The organism is Arthrobacter sp. YA7-1 (assembly GCF_025960325.1).
Classification (GTDB): Bacteria; Actinomycetota; Actinomycetes; order Actinomycetales; family Micrococcaceae; genus Arthrobacter; species Arthrobacter bambusae_A.
In genome coordinates this window covers 2,496,579-2,508,246 of sequence record NZ_CP110114.1, presented here as the reverse complement: position 1 = coordinate 2,508,246, position 11,668 = coordinate 2,496,579, and the positions used below count along the sequence as shown (strand labels likewise).

General features: G+C 64.9%; 12 protein-coding genes. 3 read left to right on the top strand and 9 right to left on the bottom strand.

Annotated elements, in window-relative coordinates; genetic code table 11:
- Positions 1 to 17: 17 nt before the first annotated feature.
- Positions 18 to 275 (bottom strand): mycoredoxin, encoded by a 258-nt coding sequence (locus OIT41_RS11755; protein WP_059389319.1) that lies wholly within the window; start codon positions 273 to 275, stop codon positions 18 to 20.
- A 208-nt stretch (positions 276 to 483) separates the two neighbouring features.
- Between OIT41_RS11755 and OIT41_RS11750 the strand changes: the two genes are divergently transcribed.
- Positions 484 to 927, top strand: coding sequence for a universal stress protein (locus OIT41_RS11750; RefSeq protein ID WP_241707814.1), 444 nt, complete (start codon positions 484 to 486; stop codon positions 925 to 927).
- A 13-nt stretch (positions 928 to 940) separates the two neighbouring features.
- Here OIT41_RS11750 and OIT41_RS11745 read toward each other — a convergent pair whose 3' ends face one another.
- On the bottom strand, positions 941 to 1,330 hold the full coding sequence (locus OIT41_RS11745) for a hypothetical protein (protein ID WP_078108751.1): 390 nt from the start codon (positions 1,328 to 1,330) through the stop codon (positions 941 to 943).
- Positions 1,331 to 1,535: 205 nt separating this feature from the next.
- Here OIT41_RS11745 and OIT41_RS11740 point away from each other — a divergent pair, with 205 nt between their 5' ends.
- A complete protein-coding gene (locus OIT41_RS11740) occupies positions 1,536 to 2,732 on the top strand; it encodes an MFS transporter (protein ID WP_242598572.1) in 1,197 nt (398 codons plus the stop codon).
- Here the strand turns inward: OIT41_RS11740 and OIT41_RS11735 are convergent.
- The 3 genes from OIT41_RS11735 to trxB all read right to left on the bottom strand — a co-directional run bounded on the left by OIT41_RS11735 (position 2,722) and on the right by trxB (position 6,372).
- The gene (locus OIT41_RS11735) at positions 2,722 to 3,969 is read right to left on the bottom strand and encodes an APC family permease (RefSeq protein ID WP_241707812.1); all 1,248 of its coding nucleotides are present in this window, start codon (positions 3,967 to 3,969) and stop codon (positions 2,722 to 2,724) included. The genes OIT41_RS11740 and OIT41_RS11735 overlap by 11 nt on opposite strands.
- Before the next feature lie 4 nt (positions 3,970 to 3,973).
- A complete protein-coding gene (locus OIT41_RS11730) occupies positions 3,974 to 5,170 on the bottom strand; it encodes an Nramp family divalent metal transporter (protein ID WP_413542329.1) in 1,197 nt (398 codons plus the stop codon).
- Between the two features lie 224 nt (positions 5,171 to 5,394).
- Entirely contained in the window at positions 5,395 to 6,372 is a 978-nt protein-coding gene (trxB, locus tag OIT41_RS11725) for a thioredoxin-disulfide reductase (RefSeq protein ID WP_241707810.1), read from the bottom strand.
- Between the two features lie 66 nt (positions 6,373 to 6,438).
- Here trxB and OIT41_RS11720 point away from each other — a divergent pair, with 66 nt between their 5' ends.
- A complete protein-coding gene (locus OIT41_RS11720; protein WP_241707809.1) occupies positions 6,439 to 6,957 on the top strand; it encodes a GNAT family N-acetyltransferase in 519 nt (172 codons plus the stop codon).
- A 28-nt stretch (positions 6,958 to 6,985) separates the two neighbouring features.
- Here OIT41_RS11720 and OIT41_RS11715 read toward each other — a convergent pair whose 3' ends face one another.
- The 4 genes from OIT41_RS11715 to OIT41_RS11700 form a co-directional block, all read right to left on the bottom strand.
- Positions 6,986 to 7,582 carry a TMEM175 family protein gene (locus OIT41_RS11715; RefSeq protein WP_241707808.1) on the bottom strand — a complete coding sequence of 199 codons (597 nt, stop codon included), beginning with the start codon at positions 7,580 to 7,582 and terminating at the stop codon, positions 6,986 to 6,988.
- Between the two features lie 152 nt (positions 7,583 to 7,734).
- On the bottom strand, positions 7,735 to 8,718 hold the full coding sequence (locus tag OIT41_RS11710; protein ID WP_264636493.1) for an aldo/keto reductase: 984 nt from the start codon (positions 8,716 to 8,718) through the stop codon (positions 7,735 to 7,737).
- 13 nt (positions 8,719 to 8,731) lie between these two features.
- Positions 8,732 to 9,775 (bottom strand): NAD(P)-dependent alcohol dehydrogenase, encoded by a 1,044-nt coding sequence (locus OIT41_RS11705; protein ID WP_241707806.1) that lies wholly within the window; start codon positions 9,773 to 9,775, stop codon positions 8,732 to 8,734.
- A gap of 126 nt (positions 9,776 to 9,901) precedes the next feature.
- The gene (locus OIT41_RS11700) at positions 9,902 to 11,464 is read right to left on the bottom strand and encodes a CehA/McbA family metallohydrolase (protein ID WP_264636492.1); all 1,563 of its coding nucleotides are present in this window, start codon (positions 11,462 to 11,464) and stop codon (positions 9,902 to 9,904) included.
- Positions 11,465 to 11,668: the final 204 nt, after the last annotated feature.

Genomic DNA, 11,668 nt, shown 5'->3' with positions numbered 1-11,668 from the left:
AGGCGGCAAGGCGGGGTTCAGGCGGCGAGGCGCGCTTCGACCTCGGCTGCGGATGGGTTGGTGGCCGCGGTACCGTCCGGGAAAAGGACCGTGGGGACGGTCTGGTTGCCGCCGTTCAGCTTCTCCACGAGTTCGGCCGTGCCCTCAACCTCTTCGATGTTGATCTCGTTGTAGCCGATGCCCTTGGCGTCCAGCTGCTTCTTGAGACGGTTGCAATAACCGCACCAAGTGGTCGAGAACATAGTGATGGTGCCGGATTCGGGAGTGAAGTCCACGGATTCTCCTGTCGTTGTTGTGACGAACTACTCGCGTCAACGGTAACCCGGCAGGCGGTATTCCTTCGTGCGCATGTGTCACATGACACTCAAGGGAGCGGATGGAATAAGCATTCTGCCGCGAAATGTGACTTTTGGCCCTGCAAGACAGCTCGGTTCGCCGTCAGGCTTCAAGAACCAGAGGTTCCCCTTCCGGCAGGAGTACGCCATGGACCAGGAAGCATTCACGGGCAAGATCGTTGTTGGTGTTGACGGATCTCGCGCTTCAATTGAGGCCCTCAAGAAGGCCCGAAACATAGCGGTGCCGTTGGGGGCGCAGGTCGTTGCCATGGCGTGCTGGTCGTTCCCGCAGGTCTACGGAGGATATGTAGCCATGGGCGTCGAGGATTACGAGAAGGAGGCCCAGGGAATACTTGAGGAATCGCTGTCACGGGCGTTTGGCCCGGTTGTCCCTGAAGACGTTACGTCGCGCCTCCTCTGCGGTCCACCCCGGGACTTGCTCATCGACGCCAGCAGGGATGCCGACATGGTTGTTGTTGGCCGGCGGGGCCATGGAGGATTCGCCGGGCTGTTGCTCGGCTCGGTCAGCTCTGCCTGCGTGGCCCACGCCCACTGCCCCGTCCTGGTTGTCCGTGCCCCCGAGGAGGGTTGAACCCGGGATGATCCTAGAGCGACTCTTCGACAGCCACGCCTGACTGGAACTCGCGGCCGTCGGCTTCACTGAAGGCCGTCATCACATGCCCCTTGCCAAGGCCGTTGATCGCCGAGAGGGGGAAATGGCCCGTAATGGTGTTCCCCGAGTGCTCAACACCCTTGAGGTCGTAGTTCTCCTCGGCGCTGAGGTCGTGGTTAAACGAGAAGAAGGCAATCGCCTCCCCGTTCATGAACTCGATGCCCAGTCTTCGTTGAGAGGAATAGTCCGGAGTCGCCGCGACCAGCCCTACGACAAAGGCGCCGGAACCCGGGATGTTGCCCTCGATCTCGAACTTCGCCACGAGCGTGGCTTCCGTGGCGGTAATGCTGGCCTGCTTCAGAAGTGCCTCATGGATGCTCATGGCTCAATCCTGCTCTGTGCGACCTCCGCCGTCCACCCCTGATTCGGCTTTTGTCAGAGCGTGGCGGCCGGCCGGATCTGATCGAGCCCACGCGCGGAATCCGCCCTGACCAGCCGGAAGGGGTGCCGATACAGGTACCGGCAGGCCCTCCCTTACGGCCAGGAAGGCTTCTAGGGTTGAGGGCGTGGATCACCGGAATGAAGGCATGAAGCGATTACTCGTCCCGTCTGCGGCGCTGCTGTGGGGGTTCCAGTTCGCGTTCCTCAACCCTGCCCTGGCACTCCTCCTGGTGGCCCTGTTCAACGCCACCCCTGCGGAGGTGGGATGGGTCCTTGCCGTCTACAATGCCAGCGGCTTCGTCGCCTCCCTTCTGCTGCCTGCCTACGCAGATCGTGCGAACGACTACCTTCGGCCCATGCTGGCCTGCGGGGTCCTGACCCTGGCGTTGTCCGCCCTCCTGGCGGTGGGCACGTCGCTGCCGATCGCCGTCGTGGGCTTGATTGTCCTTGGCGGTCCGGCGGGGGTCGGCAGCTCGCTGCTCTTCGCCCACCTCAGGCACTCGGGTGCCGGAGCGTCGGACGTGATGAACACCCGCGCGATTGTCTCCTTCGCCTGGGTGGCCGGGCCGCCGCTCGCGACGCTCATCATGGGCGCGCTGGGCAACCGGGCCATCCTGCTAGCCCTCGGCGTGGTGGCTGTGCTCAATGTCGCCACGACTGCCGCCATGATTTCCCGACGACGCGCTGCCTCTGTCGAGGATCGTCCCAAGGCCCATGCCGAAGAAGACGGGCAGCTGTTCTCGAAATCAGGCGTCGCCGCCGTCGTCTTCGCCTTTGTCGCCTTGCAGGCCACCAATAGCGCCGCCGTGTCCATCATGAGCCTGTTCGTGACGCAAGGGCTCGGCGTGGACGTCATCTGGGCGGGCGTCGCGCTCGGCGTGTCCGCCGCGCTCGAGATCCCTGCGCTCTTCCTGATCGGGCGGCTGGCACGCCGCTACTCCAGCCGGGCGCTCATCGCCTCCGGATGTGTCGCCGGGATCGCCTACTACGCGGGCATGGCTTTTGTCTCCAACCCCGGCACCCTGATTGCGCTCCAGGTCCTGAATGCCTGGTTCTTCGGGATCGTGGCAGGTGTAGGACTGACCCTGTTCCAGCGGCTGATTCCCCGTCCCGGCCTGGCCTCCGGCCTCTACACCAACACGAGGCGCGTCGGCGCTATCGTTTCTGGCCCCATCATCGCTTTGGGATCGACGACGGCGCTCGGCTACCAAGGCGTCTTCGCGGCGTGCGCGGCACTCACCGTCCTGGCGCTGCTTGTCATCGTGTTGGCCGGGCGGCCGCGGCCGACGCCGGCAAAGGAACGGCCTGCTGCCCCTGCGCCCGCACTTGACGCTAGCGATTGATCCTGACGACGCGAAGGATGATCCCAGCTACGAACATGAGCACGCCCAGGGCCGCCGATAGCGGCGGAAGCGTGGTCACGAGGACGACGCAGGCCAGGGCCCCGAACACCTGGAGGGCCTTGGGGTATCGGCGGTCTTCGTCCGGCTGGGTGAAAGCCGCGATATTGGCGACCAGGTAGTAGACGAGCACGCCGAACGAGGAGAAGCCGATCGCACCGCGCAAGTCGGCGACGGCGACGATCACGCAGATCACCACGGCGAGGGCGGCTTCGGCGCGGTGCGGGACCCGGTACCGGGGGTGGACGGCGGCGAGCCAGTGCGGCAGGTCGTGGTGCCTGGCCATGGCCAGCGTGGTGCGGCCCAGGCCCGCGATGAGGGCGAGCAAAGCGCCGAGGGACGCGACGGCGGCTCCGACGCGGACCACCGGGACCGCCCAGGCGAAGGTCCCGGCTCCGGCCGCGGCAGCGAGCGGCGTCGGAGTGCCTGCAACACCGTCAGGCCCGAGGGCGGCGAGAAGCGTCACTGCGATGATCGCGTAGAGGACGACGGCGACGCCCAACGCTATCCCGATGGCACGCGGAATCGCGCGGCGTGGGTCCCGGACTTCCTCTCCCATGGTCGCGATCCTCGCATAGCCGGCGAAGGCGAAGAACAGCAAACCTGCGGATTGGAGGATCCCGTACCAGCCGTGTGCAAGGAGGCCATCCCCGGGGATGTTGGCCGGGGACGGCGCAGAACCGGTCCAACTGGCTGCCACCCCGATGGCCAGCGCCGCCAGCACTGCGAGAACCAGAATGCGTGTCAAGCCTGCCGTACGGGTCACCCCGTGATAGTTCACGGCGGCGAGGACGACGACGGCGACGATCGCCACGGGACGTTCCCAGCCCGGAGGGGCGGCATAGGCGGCGAACGTCATGGCCATGGCCGCCGCGCTGGCGGTCTTGCCGATGACGAATCCCCACCCGGCCAGGTAGCCGGACCATGGCCCCAGCCGTTCGCGCCCGTAAATGTATGTTCCGCCAGACGTGGGGTATGAGGCAGCGAGTTGAGCGGAGGATGTGGCGTTGCAGAATGCCACCGCTGCCGCGATGACGAGTCCGATCAGCAGTCCTGACCCTGCGGCAGCCGCCGCAGGGGTGAACGCCGCGAACACGCCGGCGCCGATCATGGAGCCCAATCCGATCACGACCGCGTCAAAGGTGCCCAGCCGGCGGGCCAGGGCCTGGGGATTGCTCATGGGATTAGGACTTCCCCGCGACTGTCAAGACGATGAGGACGCAATTGAGGCCGACGATCAGTGCGGCGCTGGTCCACCCGGCAATCTTCAATGCCGTGGAGTCCGTATGGATGCCCATGACCTCACGCTTGCCGGTAAGTCGGATCAGCGGAATCAAGGCGAACGGAATCCCGAAGCTCAGCAGGACCTGGCTCAGCACGAGCGCCAGGGTGGGTTCTATGCCCGCGCCGAGAATGGCCAGCGCCGGAACCAGCGTGACTACCCTGCGGACCAGCAAGGGCACCCGGATCTTGAGGAGGCCGCCCATGACCGTTGCGCCGGCGTAGCATCCGACGGACGTCGATGCCAGCCCCGAGGCAAGCAAACCGACCCCGAAAGCGACGCCGATGATTGGTCCCAGGGCCGAGGTCACGGCGGCGTGGGCTCCGGCGATGGTGTCGGTTCCGTCGACTCCCCGCAGGCTGGACGCGGCCAAAAGGAGCATGGCGATGTTCACGACGCCGGCCAGCATCAGGGCACCCGCGACGTCCACGCGGGTGGACTTGATGAGCCGCGTCCGCACGGCGGGATCCTCCGAGAAACCGTGCCGGTCGCGGGCCAGGGCCGAATGCAGGTAGATGGCATGCGGCATGACGGTGGCACCGAGCATGCTCGCGGCGAGGAGGACAGTGTCCGTGCCCTCGAAGCGCGGCACCAAACCAGCGAGCACTCCACCGGTCTCGGGTGGGTTGACGAAGAGCCCCGAAACGAACCCGACCGCGATGACAGCAAGGAGAATCATGATTGCATATTCAAAGGACTTCTGGCCCCGGGAGGACTGGAGCCCCAAGAGAACCATGGAAGCCAGGCCGATGATGATTCCGCCCGGGAGCAGCGGCAGTCCGAAAAGAAGGTTGAGGGCGACCGCGCCGCCGATGACTTCGGCCATGTCCGTAGCCCCGGCAACCACCTCAGCCTGGACCCAGAACAGCCTGCGGCGGCGGGTTCCCAAGCGTTTGCCCAGCAGTTCCGGAAGGCTCTGGCCGGTGGCCAAGCCGAGTTTCGCCGACTGGTACTGCACCAGGACCGCCATGACGTTCGCCGCTACCAGGACCCACACGAGAAGGTAGCCGTAATTTGCCCCGGCAGTGAGGTTTGCCGCGACGTTTCCCGGATCCACGTAGGCGATCGCGGCGACGAAAGCCGGACCCAAGAAGAGCAGCCGCGACCGCCACCGGGCCTTGCCCGCCGGTCGCTCGGCAATCGTGGCAGCCATGGTTTCCTCAACATCGCGGATACGGACACTTGAGGATACCGTTAAGTTAGGCATGCCGAAAAGTGGTTTTTAGGTACGGCTTGATACGCGCGCACTTTTCCCAACTGACTCGCATTAGGTGTCGTTCTGAGACCTCAAAACGACACCTAATGCGAGTCAGTTGGGTGGGTTCAGGCGTGGGTGGGTTCTTCCACGAGCGCCGTGGCGATGCTGTCCGCGTCGTCGAGCGCGGCGAGGTACCGTTCGGCATCCAAAGCCGCGGCGCAACCCGTTCCGGCGGCCGTAATGGCCTGGCGGTAGCGGTGGTCCACTGCGTCGCCGCAAGCGAAAACCCCGGAGAGGTTGGTAACGGTGGTGGGGGAGTCCACCTTGATGTAACCCTCGGCGTCGAGTTTCACCTGTCCCTCGACCAGGTCCGTCCGGGGGACATGTCCAATGGCAACGAAGATGCCGGTTGCTGCATGCTCGCGCGATTCGCCGGAACGCGTGTCTGCCAGGGTCACCCCGGTGACCTTGGCGTCGCCGTGGATGGCGGTGATGGCCGAGTTCCACGCGAAGCGGATTTTCGGATTGTCCTTGGCCCGCTGGGCCATGATCCTGGAGGCCCGGAGCTCCTCCCTGCGGACGACGACGGTCACGGTCTTCGCGAACCGGGTCAGGAACATCGCTTCTTCCATCGCGGAATCGCCGCCACCCACCACGATGATGTCCTGCTCACGGAAGAAGAAGCCATCGCAGGTGGCGCACCAGGAAACGCCGTGTCCGCTCAGCCTCTTCTCTTCGGGCAAACCGAGTTCCTTATAGGCCGAGCCGGTCGCAAGGATCACGGCGGGCGCCTCGTGGGTGTCGCCCGAGCCGGTGACCACGCGCTTGAGGTACCCCGTCAGCTGGACTTCAGTGGCGTCGTCGAAGACTATTTTGGCGCCGAAGCGTTCGGCTTGCTCCTGCAGGCCATCCATGAGTTCGGGACCCTGGATGCCGGCGGGGAAGCCGGGGAAGTTCTCCACTTCCGTGGTGTTCATCAACGCGCCGCCGGCGGTGACCGAGCCTGCAATGACGAGGGGGCTCAGGCCCGCCCTGGCTGCATAGATTGCCGCGGTGTAACCGGCAGGGCCGGATCCGACGATGATCAACTGTTCTTTGTTCATGGGACAAGTGCAACAAGGTCGGGGGATTCAATCAAGGGCCCGGCCATCCACGGGCATAATGGGTGGATGTTCAGCGAAGCCGGAGCCGTCCTGATCCGGCCCATGCGTCCCGGGGATTGGCCCGAAGTCCGAGCGATTTTCACGGAAGGCATCGGGACCGGGCAAGCAACCTTCGAAGCGGCCGCTCCCGAATGGGAGCAATTCGACGCAAGCCGCCTTCCGGACCACCGTTTCGTCGCTGAAGCATCCGGGCTCGTACTGGGATGGACGGCCGTTTCCGCTGTGTCCTCGCGACCGGCTTATGCCGGTGTCGTCGAACATTCCGTCTACGTCGCCGGTTCTGCCCGCGGACGGGGTGTCGGAGGCCTGTTGTTGAAAGCGCTGGCTGCGTCCACCGAAGATCGTGGCATCTGGACCATCCAGTCGAGCATTTTCCCCGAGAACCAGGCCAGCATCCGCCTTCACCAGGCGAATGGATTCACGATCGTCGGCCGCCGTGAACGCATCGCACGCATGATCTCGGGACCTTTTGCCGGCCAATGGCGGGACACGCTCCTGCTCGAGCGGCGCTCACGGAAGGTCTGACGTGCTTCCTGCTGATCCCTGGCTCACGCTACTCCGCCCAGTCCTGGTGTGCGCGGGTGACAAAGTGCTCCACCCGCCGGTCGGGAACGAGCCAGATCAGCGCCACGACAGTGTAGGCGGCGACGGCGAGCAAAGGATGCACGAAGCAGAGGCCAAGACCTGCAAGATAGATGAGGGGTGACGTCTTCCCCTTCCAGTCCCGGCCAACCGCCTGTGCGAGTGGACCCTGCCGCCCCTGCTGCCGGATCAAGGACTGCTGCAGGACGAAGTAGGCAATCGCGGCGCAGAGCAGGTTGAACCCGTAAGCCAGCACCGGGACCTCGGCGAAACCCGTCTCATCCATCCAGCGTGTGCTGAACGGGAAGAGGGATATCCAGAACAACAGGTGCAGGTTCGCCCACAGAATTCTGCCGTTGACCCGGTCCGCCAAGTGGATCATGTGGTGGTGGTTGTTCCAGTAGATCCCCACGTAGACGAAGCTGAGCAGGTAGCTGAGGAACGTGGGAAAGACGCTGAGCAAGGCATGCCAGCTCGGTTCCGGTGGCACCCGCAGTTCAAGCACCATGATGGTGATGACAATGGCGAGGACGCCGTCACTGAATGCCTCAAGCCTGTTCTTGTTCATCGGATTGCCTTCATGGGGAAATCATCGTTGCTGCGGACCCCCGTGGCCAAGTGACACTCCCTGACAGCAGAAAGCCCCCACGAAGCGCGAGCACGCGGCCAAGGGCCATGGTGCTTGCGCCCGCAGGGGCATTCGAGCCGAGGGCCGCCGGATCAGGTCCAGTGCGGCTTGAGGACCTCGGTCCGGTCTGTCGCCGGGGCCGGGGTTGGCGAGAGGGCCGAGATCTCGTCCCGGAGTTCCGCCGTCATCCCGACGTCCAGCGCGGCCAGGGAATCTTCGAGCTGTTCGAGGTTCCGTGCTCCGGTGATCGGCGCAGTGACTGCCGGATGCGACATTGCCCACGCCACGGCCAGTGTCGCAGGCTTGATGCCGGATTCCTGGGCGAACGCGGTAAATCGATCGGCAGTTGTCAGGTCGCTCTCGACGCCGTACCGGTCTGCATAGCGGGCATTGTCGACCAGCCTGCCGCCTTCGGGACGCTTGCCGGCACCATATTTGCCGGTCAGCAGCCCCGCTCCGAGTGGGCTGTACGTGATGACGCCCATGTTCTCGGCCTGGGCCAGCGGAAGAATCTCCACTTCCGCCTGCCGTTTGACCAGGTTGTACATGGGTTCGATCAGCTCGAACCGCGCGAGACCCTCCTTCGCGGAGATGCCCTGAGCGGTCGCGATTTGCCAGGCCGCCCAGTTGCTCACGGCAGGGTGGAGGATCTTCCCCTGCCGCTGCAGATCGTCGAGCGCGCGCAACGACTCTTCGATGGGAGTGTGCTCATCGAAGGCGTGGACAAAGTAGAAATCGATCCATTCTGTGTCCAGGCGCTTCAAGCTTGCCTCGACGGCGCGCACGATGTGCTGGCGGGACAAGCCCTGGGCATTGATGTCCGCGCCGGTCGGGTAGAACACTTTGGAGGCAATGACGACTTCGTCCCGGCTGTCCGAGACGAGCTTGCCCAGGATCTCCTCCGAGCGGCCGCCGCCGTAAACATCGGCAGTATCGAAGAAGTTGATGCCCAGCTCGCGGGCCCGGTGGAACTTGTCCGCTGAGGCCTGTTCGTCGGCTTCGGAACCGAACGACATTGTCCCGAAGCACAACGGCGAAACCTGCACTCCCGTTCTGCCTACCGTGGTGTACTGCATTCTTTTCGCTCCCCTAACCCAGTGTCGAGCTGTCGATCACGAAGCGGTACCGCACATCGGACGCGAGAACGCGCTCGTAGGCGTCGTTGATCTTGTCGGCCGGGATGACCTCGATCTCGGCACCAAGTCCATGCTCGGCGCAGAAATCGAGCATCTCCTGGGTCTCGCGGATGCCGCCGATTGCCGATCCGGCGAAGGAGCGCCGTCCTGTGATGAGCGAGAACACATTGACCGGGAGCGGCTCCGCCGGTGCGCCCACGTTCACCAGCGCGCCGTCGAGCGTCAGCAACTGAAGGTAGGAGCTGATGTCGATCGGGGCGCTGACCGTGTTGATGATGAGGTCGAACGACCGCGCAAGCTCCTCGAAGGTGGCCGGATCGCTCGTGGCGAAGTAACTGTCGGCGCCCAAGCGCAGGCCGTCTTCCATCTTCTTCAACGACTGGGACAACACGGTGACCTCGGCGCCCATGGCGTGAGCGAGCTTGACGGCCATGTGGCCCAGCCCGCCGAGTCCTACGACTGCGACCTTCTTGCCCGGGCCGGCACCCCAGTGCCGCAGCGGCGAATAGGTGGTGATGCCTGCGCACAGCAGGGGAGCGGCGGCGTCGAGCTCTATTCCTTCGGGGATACGCACCACGAAGTCCTCGGTCACGACGACGTGGGTGGAGTAGCCGCCCTGGGTGATGGTCCCGTCACGGTCGACGGCGCCATAGGTACCGGTCATGCCTTTCAGGCAGTATTGCTCCTCGCCCTTGCGGCAGTTCTCGCATTCGCGGCAGGAGTTCACCATGCAGCCGACGCCGACGCGGTCCCCGACCTTGTGGCGGGTGACCGCGGGGCCGACTTCGGTGACGATTCCGGCGATTTCGTGGCCCGGGGCCAGAGGGTAGGACTGCGGTCCCCAGTCCCCGCGGACCGTGTGGATGTCTGAATGGCAGATGCCTGCGTACTTGATCTCGATCAGCACGTCGTGGGCGCCGACGTCGCGGCGCTCGATGGTGGTGGGGACGAGGGCTTCGCTCGCGGAGGGGGCGGCGTAAGCGTTGACGGTCAGCATTATTCTCCTGTTGATGGACGGAGGATTGGCACTTTCCATCAAACAGGAGAATTCCAAGCTGAGGGAGTCCCTGCTAGTAGGGGTACTGGCAGGGCCTCCCTCACATTGAATCGGATCCGTCGCGGACTAGCTGGCACCCAGGAAGATCGGGTTCGTCAACGCCGCCATGGGTCCGAGCGGGATGGCAGTTCCCATCTCCGTGCCGCTGCCCGAGGTTCCGTCGAGCTTCGGATGGCGGACCTCCACGCGAACGTAGGCCGCGAGCTGCGGGGTGGTCACCCACGTGCTCGTTCCCTGGCCCGACGCCGGAAGGGTGACCTGCTGGGTCTGTCCCTCATCCGTGATGAAGCGCACGACGCCGTTCGGCACCCCGGCGATTTTCGCCGTCACCGTGACGCGGGCATCTGCGGCGACGTTGAGCCGCTCGCCAACGGTCGCCCTCTTGCCGCCGGACGTGACCTGGAAATCCACTGAGACGTCGGCGGACTCTGCGATCCAGTTCCGTCCGTTGCGGATGCCGTCCAGCAGGGCATCGCGCGACAGAGCCGCGGCGTTGACCACGTTGTGCGGGAGCCCGATGACCTGCGGAACACTGTGGGCGTCGCTGTTGCCCATGGCCGGGAGCCACCGGCCACCTGTGCGCACGGAGTGGGCCAGCATCGAGTCCCACGTGTTGACGGAGGACTCGTCGTCAATGGTCCACGGGCCCGTCCATACCTCTACGGCGTCGGCGTCGTCGTAACCGAACTTCCAGCGGCAGGCGACGTAAGGGCAATAGGGGTGTGCGGGGACAACGATTCCGCCGGAGGCGTGGATCCGCTGGGCTTCCTGCTCGAACCCCTTGTCGCGGGCCCGGTAGCGCCAGTCGATCCATTCGCCGGGCTCCAGGCCAAGCGCGAGGTAGTGGCCGTTCCGCGTGGTGACTTCCTCGCCCGTGAGGATGAGCAGGTCGTTGCCGGCGAGCGGCCCCCAGACGCCGTGCGATGCCGGCGTGTTGTGGTCCGTGGAGATCATGAAGTCGAGGCGCGCGGCGCGGGCGCCGGCTGCGACCTCTTCGGGGGTGCGCTTTCCGTCGGAGTAGACGGTGTGCAGGTGCGCATCGCCGCGGTACCAGGCCGCACCACGGCCGGCAATCTGCTGCGGCGGGTACTGGGGCTTGAACGGAGCGACGTCGGGTCCATACTCAAGGGTGATGTTGACGGTGTAGTCGAGGCCTTGCTCGGCTACCTGGTACGGGCCGAGGACGACGTTCCACGTGCCCTTTCCGATCGGTCCAGGCAGGTAGCCCGGCGTCGTGTCGCCGGCGCTGATGCTGAATTCGGTGCGGAAACCGCCGGACCAGCCGCGGAAACCCTTCCCGGCGAGATCGGTGCCCTTCTCATCGAAGATTCCGATGTCGCAGGCGTTCCCGAGGAGTCCGGAGGCCACCTGGGGCTTGCTGTAGGTATACGAAACGCTGATCTTGTTGACGCCGGCGGGGACGTCGATCGGCAAATAGACGAAATCTGCGGCGCCCGGTTCCAGATGCCCGGTGATCGTCTTGCTCTTGCTGGTTCCGGTGGCGGCTGCCGCGAACGAAACCGGGGCCAGGGTCAACGCCGCGCCGGTCAGGGCGGCGGCGAGGAAGCCGCGGCGGGTGGCGGAAAAGGAGACATTGTCGCCCGAATGGGCGTTGCATGGTGAAGTCACTCCCTCGATGTTGCCGAGCGTTACTGAACAGTAGGCAACGGAACCAAGAACGCAACATGAAACCGGAAGCGCCAGCAAGCCGGGTCCATCCAGTGGACATGTCCTCAACGGACCCTTGCCACGAGCCATGCCCGGGCTTACTGTTCTTGGCATGCACCAAGGGCTGGGGCGACGGCGCAAACCTTTCCCGTGGACCGAACAGGA

Excerpts from the sequence above, each read along its gene's own strand:
- OIT41_RS11750 (WP_241707814.1), top strand. The coding sequence starts at position 484 with ATGGACCAGGAAGCATTCACGGGCAAGATCGTTGTTGGTGTTGACGGA.
- OIT41_RS11745 (WP_078108751.1), bottom strand. The coding sequence starts at position 1,330 with ATGAGCATCCATGAGGCACTTCTGAAGCAGGCCAGCATTACCGCCACG.
- OIT41_RS11740 (WP_242598572.1), top strand. The coding sequence starts at position 1,536 with ATGAAGCGATTACTCGTCCCGTCTGCGGCGCTGCTGTGGGGGTTCCAG.
- OIT41_RS11715 (WP_241707808.1), bottom strand. The coding sequence starts at position 7,582 with ATGAACAAGAACAGGCTTGAGGCATTCAGTGACGGCGTCCTCGCCATT.
- OIT41_RS11735 (WP_241707812.1), bottom strand. The coding sequence starts at position 3,969 with ATGAGCAATCCCCAGGCCCTGGCCCGCCGGCTGGGCACCTTTGACGCG.
- OIT41_RS11705 (WP_241707806.1), bottom strand. The coding sequence starts at position 9,775 with ATGCTGACCGTCAACGCTTACGCCGCCCCCTCCGCGAGCGAAGCCCTC.
- OIT41_RS11710 (WP_264636493.1), bottom strand. The coding sequence starts at position 8,718 with ATGCAGTACACCACGGTAGGCAGAACGGGAGTGCAGGTTTCGCCGTTG.
- OIT41_RS11720 (WP_241707809.1), top strand. The coding sequence starts at position 6,439 with ATGTTCAGCGAAGCCGGAGCCGTCCTGATCCGGCCCATGCGTCCCGGG.
- trxB (WP_241707810.1), bottom strand. The coding sequence starts at position 6,372 with ATGAACAAAGAACAGTTGATCATCGTCGGATCCGGCCCTGCCGGTTAC.